Origin of the sequence: Micromonospora rhizosphaerae (assembly GCF_900091465.1) — a bacterium.
Lineage (GTDB): Bacteria > Actinomycetota > Actinomycetes > Mycobacteriales > Micromonosporaceae > Micromonospora > Micromonospora rhizosphaerae.
In genome coordinates this window covers 213,163-233,031 of the sequence record NZ_FMHV01000002.1, presented here as the reverse complement: position 1 = coordinate 233,031, position 19,869 = coordinate 213,163, and the positions used below count along the sequence as shown (strand labels likewise).

The window sequence follows — 19,869 nt, the reverse complement described above, 5'->3', positions numbered from 1 at the left end:
TGCCGGATCTGTGCCATCTGATCATGACGATCTGCAAAGACGGCACCTGGTCGTACAACGGCGTGTGCTGGCTCTGAGGCTTGGGTAGGACGTGAGCCTCAGGTATGTTGGCCGACGCCGATCCCGAACGGGCGGCGCACTTTCAGGTGGGCTGGTAGCAGTGTGTTGGACGATGAGTCCCGGCTGACCTCGGTACGCGCGACTGCCCTGGGTGCTGTACCCGACGAGGCGCTAGATCGCTTCGCACGCATGGTCGCCAAGATCGTTCGCGTTCCGGTGGCTCTGGTGTCGCTGGTCGACGATGTCCGCCAGTACTTCCCCGGCGCGACCGGGCTGGACCAGCCTTGGGCTACCACCCGGCAGACTCCCCTCAGCCACTCCTTCAGTCGGCAGGTCGTGATGTCGGCCAAACCTCTCGTGATCACCGACGCTCGCGGCGATGATCGCGTGTGCAACAACCCGGCTATCGAGGATCTAGGGGTCGTCGGGTACGCCGGGTTGCCGCTGTTCGACGACCAGGGCAACATCCTCGGCTCCCTGTGCGCGATCGACACCGCGCCCCGGATCTGGACCGACGCAGAGCTTGATCTGCTGGATGATCTGGCCGCCGCCTGTTCGGCGAAGTTGCGGCTGCGCATCACTGCCACCCGAGCCAAGCGTGAGGTAGAGGCGAGGGTTGCTGCCCAGATCGTGGCCGAGCAGCTGTCCAACCGATTGACCCTTGCCTTCGACCGTGGCCAGGCCCTGCTCGCCGCCAGCACCGCATTTGCCAACACGGAGACCCTCGACGGCGTCGTCGCCGCCGTCAGCAACCTCCTCGGCGGCACCCTCGGCCCGTCCCAGGTCGGGTTGTTCATCCGCGACGACCAGGACCGCATCGAGCTGACCAGCTCCACCCAGCTTCCGCCCTGGCTCGCCGACCGGCGACCCATCTCGCTCACCGACCCGCTGCCGGCGACCGACGCCGTCCGTACCAGCACGCCCGTCTTCCTCGACGACAGACCGGCGATCCTCGCCCGCTACCCGCACCTGGCCGAAGAGATCGAAGCGGTGGGCTGGCACGCCATCGCCGCCGCCCCGTTGCCGGGCCCCGGTCGGACCATGGGTGCCCTGTTCTTCGCCTGGCCGGAGCCCCATCCCCTTGAGATCGACGAACAGGCTGTCATCACCTCACTCGCTGGCTACGTCGCCCACGCGCTACAACGGGCCAGCCACCTTCAGGACCGCGTCTTTGCAGCTGAAACCTTGCAACGGGCCATGCTCAGCCAACTTCCCCCGTTGGACCATCTGGAGCTGACCGCTCGCTACCAGCCGGCGCACCACCGCGACCAGGTCGGCGGCGACTGGTACGACGCGGTAAAGATCGATAAGGACCTCGCGATCGTCATCGGGGACGTCGCCGGACACGACATCAACGCCGCCGCGCAGATGGGGCAGCTCCGTTCCATCCTGCGCGGCTACCTCGTCGACCGGCACGAACCACCGTCGGCCCTGCTGCGGCGACTCGACAACGCCAACCACCTTCTCGGCAACCACTCAATCGCCTCAGTGTGCCTGGCCTACGTCGAAACCACGCCCGACGGCTCCCACCTACTGTGGTCCAACGCCGGCCACCCGCCGCCCGTACTCGTCGGCCCCGACGGCAGCGCACGGACACTGCCCGGCCGCGATCCCCTGCTCGGCGCGAGCCGCCTCCTCGGCCGCACCAACCACCGCCTGCCGCTGTCCCCTGGCTCGACACTGCTCCTCTACACCGATGGGCTGATGGAGCGTCGCTCCGAGACGTTGGAAGAAGGCATCGCGAGGCTGCATTCGTGCCTCGCCGCCCACGCACACCTTTCCCTCGACGAGCTGGTCGACGCTGTCATCGCAGCCGTCCCCGATCCAGGTCATGAAGACGACATCGCCGTCCTCGCGCTCCGCATACCCAGGCACCGCCATCCCCCTCCTGAAACCGGTAGGGACGAACAGCAGCCGGGCCGGGAGGCGAGATGACAGAAGGGGATCATCCCGGTTGGCAGGGCGGTTCAGTGGGAGAAGTACAGCCGGACTCGGGTGCCCGTGTCGCCGGTGGCGACGGCAACGTCGTCCGCGAGGCTCCAGGCGAGCCACATCCCACGGCCGCCCTCCTGGTTGTTGCTTGGCGGGACATAGCCGACGGTCTCGTCGGGCAGCCCCGGTCCCTGGTCGGACACCTCAACCACCAGCGTGTCCGCCTCGGACCAGCAGGCCATCTCGACGGACGCCGAGACGCGCAGAGCGTTGATCACCAACTCGTGGGTGGCGAGAACGGTATCGTCGGCCCTGGCAGCCCAGCCGTCGACCAGCCAGGCCAGAGCGCTGCGGCGGGCTGGCCTGCGGATCGTCAGGACTGGTTGGTGGACGTCCACCCCTGCTGATGGCGCTTTTCGAAGCCGTCGAGCAGCAGGTCGAGCGCGAACTCGAACTCGAACTGGTCGTCGCAGCCTCGGCCCACGACCGACCCTTCGTCGTGGGCGGCCACGGCTATCTCCGCGATGTGGGGATACCTGCCTGCCATCTCGCGGAACATGACTGCCTGCAGCTCCGGGTCGGCGGGCAGCGGTGAGGTAGGAAACAGTTCCTGGGTGAACCCCCACACGCGGCTGCCGAGAGCGTGCATCACGTGGTGGGTGAGGTCGACGGAGAAGCCGCCGGCCCGGAACATGCCGACGATCGAGTTCAGGTAGTCCAGCACCACCAGGGTGGGCTGCGAGCGGGACTCGATCACGCGCGACGCCCAGGGGTGGCGCAGGAGCACACGTCGGGCCGAAAGGATGCGCTGGCGGATCGCGGTTCTCCAGTCGGCATCGCCGGCCGGGGGTTCGATCTCGCCGACGATGACGTCGACCATGCCGTCGAGGAGCTGTTCCTTGTTGGCCACGTGCTTGTAGAGCGCCATCGGCACGACGCCCAGCTCCTGGGCGAGGTTACGCATGCTCAGCGTGTCGATCCCCGCCTCGTCGGCGAGCGCGACGGCGGCGCGCAGCACGCGGTCCCGGTTGAGAGGCGCCCGGCGCGTGTCGTCTACCTGCTGGACCATCTCGACCGCCTTCCTGCGGACAGGTGCAGACCGGTACCCCGCTCTTGACGGTGTACGGCGTACACCCTACCCTGATCGACAGGTGTACGCCGTACACCCAAAGTCGTCTTTCAGCGGCCGGTCAGCGGACGCGACCTGAACGAGAGAAGGGACTCCGGGGTGACCGTCTCCGCCAAGCGAGAGTGGCTGCTGCCAGTCGGGCTGATCGTGCTCAGCGCCGCACCTGTGATCGCCGGCGCCGCCCGGGTTGCCGAACTCACCAGTGGTGCGACGGTCACGCAGGACAACGCCCGGTTCTTCGCCTCGCCGGTACCGGTGCTGGTGCACATCTTCAGCGTCACCCTGTACTGCCTGCTGGGAGCGTTCCAGTTCGCCCGTGGCCTCCGCCGCCGCAGACCCGCCTGGCACCGCACCACCGGGCGGCTGCTGGTCCCCTGCGGGCTCGCCGCGGCGCTGTCGGGCCTGTGGATGACGCTGTTCTATCCCCGCCCTCCCAGCGACGGCGAGCTCCTGACCGGCTTCCGGCTCGTCTTCGGCTCAGCCATGGTCGGCTGCATCGTCCTCGGCTTCGCCGCCATCCGGCGTCGGGACATCGCCCGCCACCGCGCCTGGATGGCCCGCGGCTACGCGATCGGTCTCGGCGCGGGTACTCAGGTCCTGACCCACCTGCCCTGGATCCTGCTGGCCGGTCAGCCGCGAGGCCTCGGCCGGGCGCTGCTGATGCTTGCCGGCTGGTTGATCAACCTTGCCGTGACCGAATGGGCGCTCCGCAAGGGGCCGACCAAGCCAACCCCGAGCCTCGGCCTTACCGAGCCTCGCGTGGGCGCTCTTGCCAGCTGAACCGCCCTGGGTTCGGCCGGGGTGATCCCTGCCCGGTCGCGGAAGTCGCTCCCCGGGTGCAGCCACCGAACCGTAGGTGACGTAAATGCGCCACGGCACAGTTCGGACAGCATCGAACAGTGGCGAACAACTGGCGTCTGCCTGAGGCTCCGTCCATGCACCTCACCACCATGAAGCGGACCCTGCTCGCACTGGGTCTGAGCACCGCCCTCACCGGGGTCGCGGCCATGCCCGCCTCGGCCGAGACGGGCACATCGAACACCGCCAGCGCGGCACAGTGGCAGTCGATGGGCCCCAACGCCAGCGGTGGCTATCTCGCGTTCACGCCAGCCATGCCGTCCCGGGTGTATGTGCTGCCTGACCGGGGCGGACGTGTCGACCGGAGCGACGACCACGGTCTGACGTGGCTGCCGCAGGCCAAGTTCGGGATCCCCGATGGCAGAGGAACCCATCTGGCAGCCGATCCCCATGACCCGGACGTCGTCTACGTAGCGGGGATCGTTGCGGGCACTGGGCAGGGCTTTCTGCTGCGCAGTGACGACGCCGCCCGGACGTTCCAAACGGTGCTGGACAGTCCCACCGAAATGTCCGATGTCGTGGTGTCGCCTTCAGGGCAGTACGTATTCGCGGCCGGTGACGCGGGAGTCTTCGTCAGTTCGGACCAGGGCATGCACTGGCTGGCGCTCCCCGGCTCGCCGAACGCGGCGACCCGGCTCGCGCTCGAGGGCGACGACTTGTTCGTCGGCACCCGCGAGGGGATCTACCTCGTCGAGGACGCGCTCGGGACCGCCGGCCCGGCCCGGAAGCTGCCGGTTCCGGGCGATCTCTGGGTGGAGAAGCTGTCGGTCCGCGGGCCGGTCCTGGTCGCCTCCAACCAAGCCCGCGGCGCGGTCTTCTCCACCGACCGCGGCCGCAGCTGGACCCAGCTGTCCGGGCCGTGGGGTGCCGGCGATTCGATCTACCACACCGGGCTGACCGCGACCGGCGAGCTCCAGGTGCAGACGGGCGAGGTGTCGGCCGACGGAACGGGCAAGCAAAACCTGTGGGTGAGCAGCGATCTCGGCCGGACGTGGACCCCCAAGCCGAAAGCGACCAGCGCGCTCGACAACTACAACGACACCGGCAGCTTTCCGGACCGCCCGTACGAGCAGGTCGTGTCGGCGGGTGGCACCGGGATCTTCACGACTCGGGACTCGACTCGCTTCCAGCGCATCGGCGTGCCGGACGCCCAGGTCAACACGCTGGCCGTCGCGGGCTCCGCGCTTGTCGCCGGTACGGCCTACGCGGGTAGCTACCGTTCCACGGCACCCCTGACCGAGAACCTCCAGCCCGGCTACCAGGAGTGGGGGTGGACCGGGCAGAGGACCCCCATCTTCGGCAACGAAATCGATGCGCTGGCCGCCGTACCGGGCGAGCGGGGAGGCGTGCTGAGGACGCGCGGCGGCCTCTGCGGGGGCGACTGCTTCGCCCTGGAGCGCTCGACCAACGGCGGGGCGAGCTGGCGGACTCTGAATGTCGTGGGCGGCGTGTCATGGTCGCTTGCTGTTGACCCCCGCGATCCGTCGAAGGTCTATGCCGCGTCCGTGTACCCCGCCGTAGGCGTGTACTCCAGCCAGGACGGCGGCGCGACCCTCACATTCCACCAGTATCCGGGGATGGAAAGCGTGGGGTCGGTCGCCATTGACCCCCGGACCGACGGAGCCTTGTGGATCGGTGACGCGACCGGCCTCTACCACAGCACGGATTCCGGGTCAACCGCGGACAAGGTGTTCGACGGAGTGGTGATCCGGGTTGCGATCGACCCCACCGACCCCAACCACATCGTGGCCGTCGGACGCAACATGATCAAGGTGAGCCACGACGGCGGCGCGTCGTTCAGCGACGCCGCCGACATCCCCGGAGTGTTCTACAACGACGTCACCTTCGCCCCGGACGGGACGCTGTTCGCGGCCTCGCGTGACAAGTATGAGCCCGGTCAGGGCGTGTTCCGCAGCGACGACGGTGGCCTGCACTGGAGCAACAGTGTCTCCGCGCAGCTCGTCGACCCTGACGTGCACTCGGTGCTGGTCTCGCCCGACGGGCACTGGCTGTTCGCGGGCACGGGGAGCGGCGTGTACCGGCTGGCACTGCGCTGACTCACCGCGCAACAACGGCGCGCGCCGGACCCCTCCCGTCCACTGCGGACGGGAGGGGTCCGGCCCCTCGTCAAGTGGCGGTAACGGCCCGCAACGAACGCGGGACCGCCGCGCCAGGTCACCACCCGCCACTACGCCCGTCCGATCGATGGCCGAGACGCCGAGGTCGCCCGCCACCTCGACCAGTTCGGCACGCGCACGGAGCGACGATCGGGCACGCGAGCGGCTGCTTAGCCGGCGCGGCGGATCGTGACGTTCCGGCCCGAAGGTTTCGATCTTGTTCTCGGGTAACTCAGTCCGTGCCGGACCTAGGAGGCCGTTTCACCGTGAGGGGCGCGGGTAGACGGTGGCTTCATCGGGGAGGAGGCTTCGAGGTGAACTACGCCGATTTCATAGAGGTCGTGGCGAGGCGTGCCGGGGTGCCGTCGGAGAAGGCCGAGGCAGTCAGCCGCGCGACATTGGAAACGTTGACCGACCGGATCACCGCCGGTCAGGCGAGCCATATCGCCGGGCAGCTTCCGGTAGAGCTACGGCAGAATCTGCACAAGACCACCACGGCTATGGGGGCACAGATCGCCGAGTCGTTCGAGCTCGACGAGTTTGTCGAGCGGGTGGCGGCCCGCGCCGGGGTCGACGTGGCGATGGCCGACGCCGGCATGCGGGCCGTGCTCAGCACCATCGGTGAGGTCGTGAGTAAGGACGAGTTGCAGGACCTGGTTTCGCAACTCCCGAAGGAGTTCTGGGAGATCATCCAGGCCGGCGCGCGGGTCGAGGTCAGGCCGCGCAGCGCATAGCGGAGGGACCGCCTCGACCAACGCCCCGTCACGGGTGAGCAGGTATCCGGTGGGCAACAGCCGCGGTGAGCGGGTCGTCAGCCGGGGCGGCGAGCACCGGCATAGGGCATGTTCGACAGCTCGGCCATCCGAACCACGTCACCGGTGTGCGGGGCGTGGACGATCAGCCCGTTGCCGACGTAGATGCCCATGTGATGCACATCGGAGTAGAAGAAGACGAGGTCACCCGTACGGAGATTTTCTCTGCTCACCGGCGTTCCCTCGTTCCACTGGGCGCCCGTGTAGTGGGTCAGGCTCACTCCCGCTGACTTCCAGGCGTACTGGGTCAGGCCGGAGCAGTCGAAGGAGTCCGGGCCGTCGGCACCCCACACGTACGGCTCGCCGATCTGAAGGCAGGCCGTCTTCGCCGCGATGCCACCATCGCCGCTGATCGGGACGGCCGGGCACTGGCCACCGATGAACAGCGAGCTGGTCGACTTGATCGGTGACGTGCTGGACGCGGTGGCGGCGGCCTGTGCGTCGGCCGCCGCCCTGGCCGCGGCGGCCCTGGCGGCGGCGGCCTTGGCAGCGGCGTCCGCCTCGGCTGCGGCGACCTGCTTCTGCAGCGCCTCCAGCCGCTTGATCTCCGTGTCGATCGTCTTCTTCTTGGCGGCGAGGTCGGCCTGCTGGCGCTCCTGGCGCGCGATCAGCACGTCGATCGTCTTCTTCTCGGCGTCGTACGTCGCCTGCTGGCTCGACAGGGAGGTGATCTGTCGCTGTTCCGAGTTTGCCAGGCGGTCCAACATCTCCAGGTTGTCCGCCAACGCCGTCGGCGAGCCGCTGGACAGCAGCGCGTTGAGCGTGGAGACCGAGCCCCCCTTGTAGTAGCGGGTGGCGATCTCCTGGACGCGGCCCCTGGTGACGTCCACGGTCCTGCCGAGTGGCTCGATCTTCGCGTTCAGTTCGGCGGACTTCTTCTTGTTCACCGCCAACTCGGCGCGGACCTTGTTGTACTGCTCGATGACCGGTTCGAGTTTCTGCCAGGCCGCGTCGATCTGGTTCTGCACCTCGGCGGCCGAGGGGGCGGCGTGCGCGTTGGCCGCCGGCAGGATGGCGACGAGGGCGGCCATCACGGCGGCGAGGATCCGGGCGAGCACACGCGATCGGGGCGGGGTTGCCGGCGGGGGTGGCACGGGTCGACTCCTTCGGCGGTTGCTGTCCCCGAGCCCCCACACCGGGACGGACGCTGACCAACACTAGGGAAGGCGGTCTGACCAAAGCAAGGCACCGGTAACGCCCAATTCGCCTCGCTGTCAGCCGGGCACCTTCTGTTAAGCGCCGGGTCAGAGCTGGTAGGTGCGGGCGACGGCGAGCATCTCGGAGCTGTGCGAGCCGACGATGCCGACGTCCGGTGGGCGGGGGCGGAAGCCGGGGAGGCCGGCCAGGTCGTCGCTGGCGTCCATCGCCCGCAGCCCCACCCTCTCCGCCTTCGGAGTCACGGTCAGCGTCACCTCGATCCCCTCCGGTGGCGGGGCGTGGAAGACGATGCCGAAGCCCCACCGGCCCTCCCGCGCCTGCACCGGCACGTCCCGCCCGGCCACCCCCGCCGACTTCACCGTGGCGGTGGACGAGTCGACGTGCAGCGAGGCGAGCCGGACCGGGCGCTGCGGGACGAGCCGCACCCGCAGAACCCGCTGGTCGCCGGCGCGGGTATCCGAGATCACCTCCAGCTTCGGTGCGGGCAGGTTCGCCGCCGGAGCCGGCCCGGCGCGGAGCTCGCCGTCGCCGAGGCCGGGGAAGTCATCGACCACCGAGACCTTGCCCTCGACGTACCCGTCGGTCCAGGGCTGTGGGTCGTCCTCGTGGCTGAGCCAGCGGGCCTGGCCGGTGCCGGCGTCCAGGGCGTACATCAGGTGGGTGGGCACCGGGTGCGCGGCGTCGAAGCGGTCCACGCGGAGCCCGACCCCGGCGAACACCACCGCCGCGAGCCCGGCGGCGAGCGCGGGCAGCGCACCCAGCCGGCGGGCCTGGAGCGCGACCAGGCCGCGCTGCCCGCCGGCCTGCGGGTGCAGCAGGTCGACCACCGGCAGCGCGGCCAGGCCGAGCAGCACCGAGACGAGCGCCGCGACACCGCCCATCGCCATGCCCAGCGCGGGGAAGAGCAGCGCCACGGTGGGCAGCAGGATCACCACGCCGACCGCGCCGGCCAGGGTCACCGCGAGCACCGGCCAGGGGCCGTCGAGCCGGGTGGCCAGCGCGATGACGCCGGCGAGCGCGCCGGCCAGCGCCGGCAGGGTGGCGAGGTACGCCCCACCTGGGACCAGCACGGCGAGCAGCATCCCGAACAGGGCCAGCCAGGCCAGCCCGCCGAACGCGAGGGCGGCCGGGCCGGCCCAGCGCCGGGTGAGCGCGTACCAGGCGAGGAGGACCGCGGCGGCGAGCGCGACCACGGCGAGCCGGTACCAGGTCGGCCGGTACGGGTCGAGCAGTTCGGCGTAGCCGGGGCGGAGGGTGGTGACCGCCGCCCAGAGCAGCGACGCGCCGACTGGGGCGGCCAGGATCGGCGGCAGCGTGAGCCCGAAGCCGGCGACGAGCCGGCCGGTGGTGACCCGGCCGTGGCGCCGGAGCAGCCAGCCGAGGACGCCGACCGTGCCCACGGCGAGCAGAGCCAGCGGCAGGGTGAGCCAACCGGGGTAGCGGACCAGCCCGCCCGGCACCGGGAAGTACGTGGCGTCGTGGTCGGAGCGCAACGCCTTCAGATCGGTACGGCCGAACTCGCGGGCGAGCCCGAGCGCGTTGTCGCCGTGCTGCTGGAGGCTGCGCCGGTCCATCGCCGCCGGCGTGTCCAGCGGCGTGTGGTAGACCGCGCCCCCGTCGATGTACGCCGAGTTCAGCCCGACGAAGTCCCGGTCCAGGAAGGCGGTGAAGTCGGTGTCGTTCGGCAGCGCCCGGTAGATCTCCACCGCGAACGAGGTGCCGACCGGGTGCGGCGCGGCCCGGCCGAAGACGTCCACCAGCTTCGCGTTGTTCCGCGACGTCTCGAACATGATCACCGGGCCGGTCGAGCCGCGCGCCTCCAGGTTGAGCACCACCCCACCGTCGGCGGCCAGCGGGTGACTGGACGCGAACGCCGAGGCGCCGCAGAGGCACGCCTCCTCCGCGTCGGTGAGCACGAAGACGATGTCGTTGCGGGGCCGGGGCCCGGTGGTCAGCGCCCGGGCCACCTCCAGGATGGTGGAGGTGCCGGCTGCGTCGTCGTTGCCGCCCGGCCCGGACTGCACCGAGTCATAGTGGGCGACCAGGAAGACCCGCCCGGTCGGGTCGCTCCCGGGCAGCCGGGCCACCACGTTGCGGACCCGGGCCAGCGTGGCCCCGCCGGCGGCCCCGCTGAGCTGCCCGGCCTCCGGGGCGACGGTGTCCTGCACCTCGGTCTGCAGGCCCAGGCCGCGCAGCACGCCCGCGACGTGCTCGCGGACCTGGTCGTTGGCCGCGCTGCCGGCGACGTGCGGCCGGGCCGCGATCACCCTGACGTTCTCGTACGCCCGGTCGGCGCTGAACTCGGAGGCCGGGGCGTCGGTAGGACGGGGCGCCGGGGTACGCAGGTCGAGCAGCACGCCGGCGCCCACGGCGAGCAGCGCGGCGAGCGCGGCGACGGCGGCGGGCAGCCGGCGGCGCGGCCGGGCCAGTGCCCGGTCCGCGGGGCGGGCGAGGGGTGCGCCCACGGAGACTCCTCGGGGGGTGGGGTCAGGGTGGGATCATCCTGCACCGCCGTGGTCCCCGAGCGGGACTCCGCCCGGCTCGGAACGCGCCCGGAACTGCTGCGTCCGGTACCGGAAGTCGATCCCGGCGTAACATCTGCCGTCCGCTTTGTCGCTCACGAAGCGGTAGGCCCGCGCGTCCCGCCCGCTCCGACGCCGCTCGTGTTGTGTGCGACCGTTGTCTGATACAGGATCAGCAGGGCACTTGGAAGGAGCCCCGACATCACCAGCGATCTCCCGCGTCTCGCGGCGGTGACCCGGCCGCACCGGGGGGCCGGCCTGCCCGGTTCCTCCGTCGTGCCCCAGGCCCTTCCGCACAGCGGCATGGGGCACCACGCCAGCCTGCCGCCGGGGGAGCGGCTGCGGGTCCTGCTGGTCGAGGACGACGAGGGCGATGCCTTCCTGGTCGGCGAGCTCCTCGCCGAGACCAACTCCATGATCGACCTGTTGGTCGCGACCAGCCTCTCCGAGGCCAGGCAGCGGGTGATGGGCGTCGACTGCGTCCTGCTCGACCTCGGCCTGCCCGACGCGCAGGGCCTGGACGGGCTGCGCCGGGCGCTGGAGATGGCCAGCGGCGCCGCGGTCTGCGTACTGACCGGCCGCTCCGACGAGCACCTGGGCATCGTCGCGGTCGCCGAGGGCGCTCAGGACTACCTGGTCAAGGGTGAGGTCGACGGGGTCCTGCTGACCCGGGCGCTGCGCTACGCGGTGGAGCGCAAGCGGGCCGACGAGAACGCCCGGCGACTGCGCGAGGTCGAGCTGCGCCAGGCCGAGTCCGCCCGCCTGGAGCGCGGCCTGCTGCCCCAGCCGCTGATGACCACCGACCAGGTGGCGGTGCACACGTTCTACCGCCCCGGCCGGCACGCTGCCCTGATCGGCGGCGACTTCTACGACGTGGTGCAGACCCGGCCGGACCGGGTCGACCTGATCGTCGGCGACGTCTGCGGGCACGGTGCGGACGAGGCCGCGCTCGGTGTCGAGTTGCGGGTCGCCTGGCGGGCCCTGATCCTGGCCGGAGTGCCGGACGACGAGGTGCTGCCCGCGTTGGAGCAGGTGCTGATGAGCGAGCGCCGGCTCCAGGAGATCTTCGCCACCGTGGCGACCACCCGGCTGTACCTCGACGCCAACCGGGCCACCGTGCGACTCGCCGGTCATCCGCCGCCGCTGCTGCTCAGCGGGGGTAAGGTCGCGCCGGTGCCGGCCGGGGGCGGCCGGCTGCTGGGGGTGCGACCGCGCCGGCCCGTAGCCTTCGACCTGGAGTTCGACACCGATGACTGGTCCCTGCTGATGTACACCGACGGCCTGATCGAGGGACGGGTGGGCACCGGCGACGAGCGGCTCGACGTGCCGGGGCTGACGGACCTGCTCGCCGACCCGGCCGGCCAGGCGGTGCCGCTGGCCGAGCTGCCGGCCTGGCTGGTCGGCCGCGCCGAGCAGCTCAACGGCGGCGCGCTCGCCGACGACGTCGCCATGCTGCTGCTCGCCCGGGGCGGTGGCCGGTGAGGGCTTACGGGCAGGGCTGGACACTGCGCCGCCGAGTCCTCGCGCTGCTGGGCGTGGTCCTGGTGCTGCTGCTCGGGCTGGCCGCCGCCGAGGCCGCGGTGGCGGCCAGGAATCGGCAGAACATCGACGCCGTCCTGCTCCGGACCGGCCCGCTTCAGGTGCAGGCGCAGGAGCTGATGAGCGCCCTGCTCGACCAGGAGACCGCCGTCCGCGGGTACGCGGTGAACGGCAACCGCAACGACCTGGCCCCGTACCAGGGGGGCCTGCAGCGCGAGCAGGACACAGTCGCCTCGATGGAGAAGCTGGCCGCCGACTACCCGGACGTCCTGCGTGCGTTGCGGGTCGTCGAGCAGCGGGCGGAGCAGTGGCGCCGGTCGGTCGCCGAGCCGGTGATCGCCACGATCGAGCGCAGCGGCCCGGCCGCCGGACAGGCGTTGATCACCGACCAGACGCGGCAGCACTTCGACGGCATCCGGGGCTCGGTGGACACCCTCCAGGGGGAGATCCTCACCGTCCGGAAGCAGACCGCCGCCAAGGTCAACCAGACGGGCAACGTGCTGGTGGTCCTGTTGATCGGCGCGGCCCTGGTGGTCGCGGTCGCGGGCGCCGTGATGCTGCTCTCGCTGGACCGGATCCTGATCCGGCCGCTGGCCGCGCTGGTGGAGCAGGTGCGGGCGGTCGCCGACGGCGACTATCAGCACCACATCGAAGGCTCGGGGCCGCCGGAGTTCCGCCGGCTCGCCGACGACATCGACGGGATGCGGCAGAAGATCGCCCGGGAGCTCGCCGAGGTACGCGAGGCCCGGGAGCGGATCGAGTGGGTCAACAGCCAGCTGCAGAAGCAGGCCGAGGAGCTCACCCGTTCCAACCGGGACCTGGAGCAGTTCGCCTACGTCGCCTCGCACGACCTGCAGGAGCCGCTGCGTAAGGTGGCGAGCTTCTGCCAGCTCCTCCAGCGGCGGTACGCCGGCCAGCTCGACGAGCGGGCCGACCAGTACATCGCCTTCGCCGTCGACGGCGCCCAGCGGATGCAGCGCCTGATCAACGATCTGCTCGCGTTCTCCCGGATCGGCCGGCTCACCACCGGCTTCACGGAGGTCGACCTCAACAAGGTGATGGGCGACGTGGCCGGGCAGACCGAGGCCGCCCGGCAGTACTCCGACGCCGAGCTGACCTGGGCCGAGCTGCCGGTGATCCGCGGCGAGGAGCCGCTGCTGACCAACCTGCTGGCCAACCTGGTCAGCAACTCGATCAAGTTCCGCCGTCCCGACGTACCGCCGCGCGTGCACGTCTCGGCCCGGCTGGTCGGCGACGAATGGGAGATCAGCTGCCGGGACAACGGCATCGGGATCGAGCCGGAGTTCGCCGACAAGATCTTCGTGATCTTCCAGCGGCTGCACTCGAAGGACGCGTACCCGGGCACCGGCATCGGGCTGGCGATCGTCAAGAAGATCGTGGAGTACCACGGCGGCCGGGTCTGGGTGGACACCGGCGCCGACGAGGGCACCGAGATCCGGTTCACCCTCCCGGCGCTGCCCGAGGACGTCGAGGCGGCGGCCGAGCAGCGGGCCGCCGAGGACCAGGAGAACTCCGACGCCGAGGCGGAAGCGGCTGGCGACAGTGCCGCTCCGGGCGTGCCCGAGCAGCCCGCGGACCGAGCGTCGATGGCGGACCGCCCCGACGGGGCGGCCGGGCGCGATACAACAGGTGGCATGAAGGAGACGGTGGGATGACGGCGCCGGCAGACGGCAAGAGCCCGATCGAGGTCCTGCTGGTCGAGGACGATCCCGGCGACGTGCTGATGACCCAGGAGGCGTTCGAGGAGCACAAGCTCCGCAACCGGCTGACCGTCGTCTCGGACGGCGCCGAGGCCCTGGCCTACCTGCGTCACGAGGGCCAGTACGGGGACGCGGTGACGCCCGACCTGATCCTGCTCGACCTCAACCTGCCCCGCCGGGACGGCCGGGAGGTGCTCGAGGAGATCAAGAAGGACGAGGAGCTCTGCCGGATCCCGGTCGTGGTGCTCACCACCTCGCAGGCCGACGAGGACATCCTGCGCAGCTACCAGTTGCACGCCAACGCCTACGTGACCAAGCCGGTGGACTTCGAGCGCTTCATCTCCGTGGTCCGGCAGATCGACGAGTTCTTCGTCAGCGTGGTCAAGCTGCCGCCGCGTGGCTGACACCCTGCTGGACGACGTCTGCGGGCTGCTGCGGGAGGCCGCGGCGAAGGTCGTGGTGCCGATGTTCCGCCGGCTCGACGACGCGGAGATTTCCGAGAAGGCACCCGGCGAGGTGGTCACGGTCGCCGACCGCGAGGCCGAGCAGATGATCTCCGCCGGGCTGCGGCGGTTGCGCCCGGGCTCGGTGGTGGTCGGCGAGGAGGGGGTCGCCGACGACCCGGAACTGCTCCGGCACGTGCGCGGCGCAGGCGACGTCTGGCTGGTCGACCCGATCGACGGCACCTCGAACTTCGCCGCCGGCCGGCGTCCGTTCGCGCTGATGGTGGCGCTGCTTACCGACGGTGAGCTGGTGGCCTCCTGGGTGTTCGACCCGCTCGCCGGGAACCTCGCCGCCGGCCGGGTCGGTAAGGGCGCGTGCCTGGACGGGGAGGCGGTGCGGACGACCGGGCCAGCGCCGGCGCTCGGCACGCTGCGCGGCACCGCGAACACCCGATTCCTGCCGCCGGACACGCGCCGGGCGGTGGAGGCGGGCGGCGAGCGGATCAGGGAGCTCCTCCCCGGACAGCACTGCGCCGGCCGGGAGTACCTCGACATCCTCACCGGCGCACAGCAGTTCGTCCTCTTCTGGCGGACCCTGCCCTGGGACCACGCCCCGGGCGCGCTGCTGGTGCGGGAGGCCGGCGGGGTGGCCCGCCGCTTCGACGGCAGCGACTACCACCCGGCGGACGACGGCCAGGGTCTGCTGGTGGCGGCGAACGAAGCGGTCTGGAATGAGGTCCGGGCCGCGTTGCTCGACGGCTGAACCAGCGCTCCGCGACCGCCCCGGCACGCTGCGTCGACAATCGACATCGGCCGAGGTCGGGGGCCTGGCGCGACGCACGCGGTCCGGTATCGTGACCGGCGGTCTCCGCCAGCAGGCCGCCGTCCGGGGCCGGTGGAGCCGCCGCCGCGCAGTGGTCGAACGGGGGCCGGCGGCTGACGGAAGGACGCTTCGTGCCCAGGACCAGGCTCATCCGGCGGCCCGCCCGCCGGTCCCTGCTCGCCCTGCTCGCCGCGGCGGCGCTGCTGCTCGGCGCCGGCCTCGCGCCGGCCAGTGTCGCCGCCGCCGCACCGAACCCGAGCGCGCCGAACGAGGGCGGGACCAAGCAGCTCCGGCAGGCCCTCGCGGCGGCCGCCAAGGGCCACATCGAGGCGAAGGCCCGCCTCGACAACTCCAAGCGCCGGCAGGTGGCGCTGAACGGTCAGCTCAAGCAGATCGAACTCCGGCTGGTCGGGTTGAACTCGCAGGTCGGCGAGGTGGCCGCGCAGTCGTACCGGATGGGCCGGCTGACCCCGGTGTCGATGCTGCTGAAGAGCGCCGACCCCGGGTCGTTCCTGCAGCGGGCCGCCGAGCTGGACCTGATGGCCCAGCGGGACGGCAAGCGGCTGCGCGAGCTCGCCGACGCCAAGGCCGAGGCCGCCCGGGCCAAGGCGGCGATCGACGGCGAGGTGCGCGAGCAGCAGAAGCAGCTCGCCGTGCTGGCGAAGAAGAAGCGGGACGCGGAGCGGGCGCTGGCCGCGGTCAGTTCGGGCAGCGGCTCCGGCTTCGGTGGCCTGTCGGCCACCGCCAAGCCGGCCCCGCGCAACCCCGACGGCTCATGGCCGTCGGAGTCCTGTTCGGTGAACGACCCGACCACGTCCGGCTGCATCACCCCGCGCACCCTGCACATGCTCGAGCAGGCCAAGGCGGCGGGCTACAAGCGGTACGTCTCCTGCTACCGCAGCGGCGGCGACGGCGAGCACCCGAAGGGGCGGGCCTGCGACTTCTCCGCCGCCAGCGGCGGGTTCGAGAACGTCTCGGCGACCGGCGGCGACAAGGCGTACGGCGACAGCCTGGCCAACTGGGCCAAGAACAATGCGAGCCGGCTCGGCATCATGTACGTGATCTGGTATCGGCAGATCTGGATGCCGAACACTGGCTGGCGGTCGTACAGCGGCGGCGGCAGTCCCGCCGCCGACCACACAAACCATGTTCATATCTCGATGTACTGACCCGGAGCGCCGGGAACGCTGCGTACCATCGCCACGGTGAGCAGTTCATCGTCCGACGTCGTGGTGGAGTCCGCGCCAGGCGCCCCGCCCCGGGCCCTGCCGAACGGGCTCGCCGCGTTCCTGGTGTTCCTCTCCAGCGGCGCCGTGCTGGTGTTGGAGACCGTCTCGCTGCGCCTGGTCGGCCCGTACGTCGGGGTGACCCTCCAGGTCACCAGCTCGGTCATCGGCATGGCGCTGGGCGCCATCGCGTACGGGGCGTGGATGGGCGGGTGGCTGGCCGACCGGCGGGACCCGCGCACCCTGCTGGCCCCGGCTCTGGTGCTGGCCGGCATCGCCACCGCGGTCACCCTGCCCGTCGTCCGGTACGCCGGGGAGGCGCTGCGCGGCGGCGCGGCGAGCGCGGTCCTGCTGCTCACCGCGCTGGCGGTGCTGGCGCCGGCGGCGCTGCTGGCCGGGATAACCCCGCTGGTGGTCAAGCTCCAGCTCGCCGACCTCGGCCGGACCGGGCAGGTGGTCGGGCGGCTCTCCAGCATCGGCACCCTGGGCGGGATCACGGCCACCCTGGTCACCGGCTTCGTGCTGGTGGCGGCGCTGCCGAGCACGGTCATCGTGATCGGGCTGGCGGTGCTGCTCGGCGCCACCGGGCTCGGGCTCGGGGCGTACCTGCGGCGGCGGGCCGGGGCCGGGCTTCCCGGTCCCGCGCGGACGAAGGCCGCCCTGGCGGTGCTCGGCCTGGCCGGCGCCGGGCTCTCCGCGGTCGCCCCCAACCCGTGCGACATCGAGACCGCGTACCACTGCGCGAAGGTCGAGGTCGACCCGCAGTGGGTGAACGGGCGGACCCTCTACCTCAACTCGGCCGAGCACTCCTACGTCGACCTGGCCGACCCGACCCACCTGAAGTACGCGTACACCCAGTGGATCGGGCTGGTGGCCGACGCCGCCGCGCCGCAGGGCCAGCGGCTGGCGGCCCTGCACCTCGGCGGCGGCGGCTTCACCATGCCGCGCTACCTGACCGCCACCCGGCCGGGCACGGACAACCTGGTGTTCGAGATCGACGGCGGCCTGATCGACCTGGACCGCCGTGAGCTGGGCGTGCGCACCGGCCCGGAGCTGCGCGCGGAGGTCGGGGACGCCCGGGTGCTGGTCGGCGGCGAGCCGACCGACAGCCGGGACCTGATCATCGGCGACGCCTTCGGCCACCTGGTGGTGCCCTGGCATCTGGCCACCCGGGAGATGGCCGCCGAGATCCGCCGGGTGCTCCGGCCGGGCGGGATCTACGTGCAGAACGTCATCGACTACCCGCCGGGCCGCTTCATCCGCAGCGAACTGGCCACCGTCGCGGCCGAGTTCCGGCACGTCGCGTTGGTCGCCCCGCCGGGCGCGATCACCGGACAGCACGGGTCCAACTTCCTCATCGTCGGCTCGGACGCGCCGCTGCCGTTGGCCGCGGTCCAGGCCGGGCTGCACACCCTGCCCGAAGCGGCCGCCCTGCTCTCCGGCGCGGAGCTCACCGCCTTCGTCGGGGACGCACTGGTGCTGACCGACGACTACGCGCCGGTGGATCAATTGCTCGCGACCGCCTGATCGGGTGACTTTGCTGACCGATTCCGACCCTTCAGGTGTAGCCGGGATGACCTCGGGCAACAACACCGACCATGGGTGGAGCGGTCAGGAACGGCACGCAGCTGCTCGGTGAGCGGTACCGGCTGGTCGAGCAACTCGGCGCGGGCGGCATGTCCGTGGTGTGGCGCGGGTACGACGAGGTGCTCGGCCGCCAGGTCGCAATCAAGGTGCTCGCCTCGCGACTGGCCAGCGACAAGGCCTTCCGGCATCGGATCCGGATCGAGGCGCAGGCCGCCGCGCGGCTCTGCCACCCCAACATCACCAACGTGTACGACTACGGCGAGTCCGAGCAGGTCGGGCTGACCGTGCCGTACGTCGTGATGGAGCTGGTCGACGGCGGCTCGCTGAGCAGCCGGCTAGCCCGCGAGGGGCAGCTGCCCTGGCGCGAGGCGCTGATCATCGGCGCGGAGGTCGCCTCGGCGCTGGCCGCCGCGCACGCCCGGGGCGTGGTGCACCGAGACGTCACCCCCGGCAACGTCATGCTCACCTCGACCGGGGTGAAGGTGGTCGACTTCGGCATCTCGGCGCTGGTCGGGGAGAGCGAGAAGGGCCCGGACGGCGCGCTCCTCGGCACTCCCGCCTACCTCGCCCCGGAGCGGCTCGACAACGGCCAGGTCTCCCCGGCCACCGACGTGTACGCGGTCGGCCTGCTCCTGTATCGGATGCTCACCGGCCGGCTGCCCTGGCGGGCGAGCACCACGACGGAGATGCTCCGGGCGCACATGTACAACGACCCGGATCCGATGCCGTCGGTGACCGGGCTGCCCGCCGAGGTCGGCGAGCTGGTCCGGCGCTGCCTGGCCAAGCGCCCCGGGGACCGCCCGCCCACTGCGGACGTGGCCCGCACCCTCGCCGACGCGGCCGGCATCGCCGCGATCGTGCCGGTCTCGCCGGCGGTCGGGCAGGTCGACCCGGGGCTGGTGGAGAACGCCAGCACCACCATCCTGCCCTGGAGGTCCGACACGGACGCCCTGCCCCTCTCCGGCATCCGTACCCGCACCCGGCTGGCGACGATCCGGCGGCGCAAGGTCGAGGCCGGGGTGGCCGCCGCCGGACTGGTCGCGGTGACGGCGACCATGTGGGGGGTGACCTCACGGAGCCCGGCCAGCGGGGGGATTGAGCCCACCGAGGCCCGGATGGGTATGGCCGAGCCGGTCCCGTGCGAGGTCGACTACGTGCTGCGCCGGGACACCGGCCGGGACTTCGCCGCAGAGCTGACGCTGAGGAACACGGGCACCCGGGAGCTGCGCGACTGGACGATGAGCTTCACCTTCCCTGGTCAGCAGACGGTGACGAAGGCCCAGCCGGCGGTGCAGCAGCAGGGGCGGACCGTGCTGCTCCGGCCGCCCGCCACGGACCCCTCGCTGGCGCCGGGCGCCGCGAAGAAGGTCGCGCTGAGCGGTCGCTACACCGGGAGCAACCCGCTGCCGGTGCAGTTCCGGGTCGGCGACACCACCTGCGGCGTGCAGGTCGCCGGGGTGGCCGGGTCGACGCCGGCGCCGACCACCAAGGCGCCCACGAAGAAGACCACCGCGAAGGGCGGGGGCGGCTCGCACTCCTCGGACGACGGTGGCGGCCGCGACAGGAGCGGCAACGGCAAGGGCGGCGGCAAGGGGAAGAGGTGAGTGACGCTCAGCCGAGCGCGGCGAAGCGCTGCACCTGGTCGATGCTGCCCTCCACGATGAGCACGGTGCGTGGCGCGAGCACCGTGTCCGGCCCGACGTAGCGGAAGCGTTCACCGGGCAGCTTCGCGCCCACCACCCTCACCCCGTACCGGTCCGCCGGAGCCAGCTCGCGCAGCGATTTGCCGACCATCCCCTCCGGTACGCGTACCTTGGCGATGGCGAAGTCGTCGCCGAATTCCATGAAGTCGAGCATCCTGCTGACGATCAGGTGGGCCACCCGCTCACCGATCTCCGCCTCGGGGAAGATCACGTGGTGCGCGCCGACCGAGGACGAGCGG

At 71.5% G+C, this 19,869-nt stretch carries 15 protein-coding genes and 1 pseudogene; 11 read left to right on the top strand and 5 right to left on the bottom strand.

The features are described from left to right. The first annotated feature begins 162 nt into the window (after window positions 1-162). A complete protein-coding gene (locus tag GA0070624_RS01190; RefSeq protein ID WP_281180939.1) occupies window positions 163-1,995 on the top strand; it encodes a SpoIIE family protein phosphatase in 1,833 nt (610 codons plus the stop codon). 32 nt (window positions 1,996-2,027) lie between these two features. Here GA0070624_RS01190 and GA0070624_RS01185 read toward each other — a convergent pair whose 3' ends face one another. Both GA0070624_RS01185 and GA0070624_RS01180 read right to left on the bottom strand, forming a co-directional pair. Continuing rightward, the gene (locus GA0070624_RS01185; protein WP_218105092.1) at window positions 2,028-2,390 is read right to left on the bottom strand and encodes an ATP-binding protein; all 363 of its coding nucleotides are present in this window, start codon (window positions 2,388-2,390) and stop codon (window positions 2,028-2,030) included. Next, entirely contained in the window at window positions 2,366-3,061 is a 696-nt protein-coding gene (locus tag GA0070624_RS01180; protein ID WP_091335824.1) for a TetR/AcrR family transcriptional regulator, read from the bottom strand. The genes GA0070624_RS01185 and GA0070624_RS01180 overlap by 25 nt, the downstream gene beginning before the upstream one ends. 189 nt (window positions 3,062-3,250) lie before the next feature. Between GA0070624_RS01180 and GA0070624_RS01175 the strand changes: the two genes are divergently transcribed. The 3 genes from GA0070624_RS01175 to GA0070624_RS34525 all read left to right on the top strand — a co-directional run bounded on the left by GA0070624_RS01175 (window position 3,251) and on the right by GA0070624_RS34525 (window position 6,830). After that, the gene (locus GA0070624_RS01175; protein WP_176731965.1) at window positions 3,251-3,901 is read left to right on the top strand and encodes a DUF2306 domain-containing protein; all 651 of its coding nucleotides are present in this window, start codon (window positions 3,251-3,253) and stop codon (window positions 3,899-3,901) included. Between the two features lie 119 nt (window positions 3,902-4,020). Further along, window positions 4,021-6,036 (top strand): beta propeller repeat protein, encoded by a 2,016-nt coding sequence (locus tag GA0070624_RS01170; RefSeq protein ID WP_141714914.1) that lies wholly within the window; start codon window positions 4,021-4,023, stop codon window positions 6,034-6,036. Between the two features lie 374 nt (window positions 6,037-6,410). Next, complete coding sequence (locus tag GA0070624_RS34525; protein ID WP_176731551.1) at window positions 6,411-6,830, top strand: DUF2267 domain-containing protein; 420 nt, start codon at window positions 6,411-6,413, stop codon at window positions 6,828-6,830. Between the two features lie 77 nt (window positions 6,831-6,907). Here GA0070624_RS34525 and GA0070624_RS01160 read toward each other — a convergent pair whose 3' ends face one another. Together GA0070624_RS01160 and GA0070624_RS01155 are read right to left on the bottom strand one after the other, a co-directional pair. Continuing rightward, window positions 6,908-8,002, bottom strand: a complete 1,095-nt coding sequence (locus GA0070624_RS01160) for a C40 family peptidase (protein WP_245718610.1) — start codon at window positions 8,000-8,002, stop codon at window positions 6,908-6,910. A 150-nt stretch (window positions 8,003-8,152) separates the two neighbouring features. Further along, window positions 8,153-10,531: a M28 family peptidase gene (locus GA0070624_RS01155; RefSeq protein ID WP_091335814.1), complete on the bottom strand. Its 2,379-nt coding sequence runs from the start codon at window positions 10,529-10,531 to the stop codon at window positions 8,153-8,155. Window positions 10,532-10,819: 288 nt separating this feature from the next. On the opposite strand from GA0070624_RS01155, the gene GA0070624_RS01150 reads away from it, so the two are divergent. The 7 genes from GA0070624_RS01150 to GA0070624_RS01120 all read left to right on the top strand — a co-directional run bounded on the left by GA0070624_RS01150 (window position 10,820) and on the right by GA0070624_RS01120 (window position 19,531). Beyond that, entirely contained in the window at window positions 10,820-12,070 is a 1,251-nt protein-coding gene (locus tag GA0070624_RS01150; RefSeq protein WP_176731550.1) for a PP2C family protein-serine/threonine phosphatase, read from the top strand. Continuing rightward, on the top strand, window positions 12,067-13,803 hold the full coding sequence (locus GA0070624_RS01145; RefSeq protein WP_091335812.1) for a sensor histidine kinase: 1,737 nt from the start codon (window positions 12,067-12,069) through the stop codon (window positions 13,801-13,803). Before GA0070624_RS01150 ends, GA0070624_RS01145 begins: the two co-directional genes overlap by 4 nt. Continuing rightward, the gene (locus GA0070624_RS01140) at window positions 13,800-14,252 is read left to right on the top strand and encodes a response regulator (RefSeq protein ID WP_091335810.1); all 453 of its coding nucleotides are present in this window, start codon (window positions 13,800-13,802) and stop codon (window positions 14,250-14,252) included. The genes GA0070624_RS01145 and GA0070624_RS01140 overlap by 4 nt, the downstream gene beginning before the upstream one ends. Further along, on the top strand, window positions 14,245-15,054 hold the full coding sequence (locus GA0070624_RS01135) for an inositol monophosphatase family protein (RefSeq protein WP_091335807.1): 810 nt from the start codon (window positions 14,245-14,247) through the stop codon (window positions 15,052-15,054). The genes GA0070624_RS01140 and GA0070624_RS01135 overlap by 8 nt, the downstream gene beginning before the upstream one ends. 191 nt (window positions 15,055-15,245) lie before the next feature. Continuing rightward, complete coding sequence (locus GA0070624_RS01130; RefSeq protein WP_091335805.1) at window positions 15,246-16,283, top strand: coiled-coil domain-containing protein; 1,038 nt, start codon at window positions 15,246-15,248, stop codon at window positions 16,281-16,283. Window positions 16,284-16,319: 36 nt separating this feature from the next. After that, window positions 16,320-17,867, top strand: a complete 1,548-nt coding sequence (locus tag GA0070624_RS01125) for a fused MFS/spermidine synthase (protein WP_091335803.1) — start codon at window positions 16,320-16,322, stop codon at window positions 17,865-17,867. 71 nt (window positions 17,868-17,938) lie between these two features. After that, window positions 17,939-19,531, top strand: a complete 1,593-nt coding sequence (locus GA0070624_RS01120) for a serine/threonine-protein kinase (RefSeq protein ID WP_091335801.1) — start codon at window positions 17,939-17,941, stop codon at window positions 19,529-19,531. 7 nt (window positions 19,532-19,538) lie between these two features. On the opposite strand, the pseudogene GA0070624_RS01115 reads toward GA0070624_RS01120, so the two are convergent. Then, window positions 19,539-19,862: pseudogene (locus GA0070624_RS01115) on the bottom strand (TrkA C-terminal domain-containing protein); the annotation flags it as partial. Window positions 19,863-19,869 lie beyond the last annotated feature (7 nt).

What these genes read in the sequence shown, in the direction of transcription:
- GA0070624_RS01140 (WP_091335810.1), top strand. Translation starts at nt 13,800, where the DNA reads ATGACGGCGCCGGCAGACGGCAAGAGCCCGATCGAGGTCCTGCTGGTC.
- GA0070624_RS01120 (WP_091335801.1), top strand. Translation starts at nt 17,939, where the DNA reads ATGGGTGGAGCGGTCAGGAACGGCACGCAGCTGCTCGGTGAGCGGTAC.
- GA0070624_RS01180 (WP_091335824.1), bottom strand. Translation starts at nt 3,061, where the DNA reads ATGGTCCAGCAGGTAGACGACACGCGCCGGGCGCCTCTCAACCGGGAC.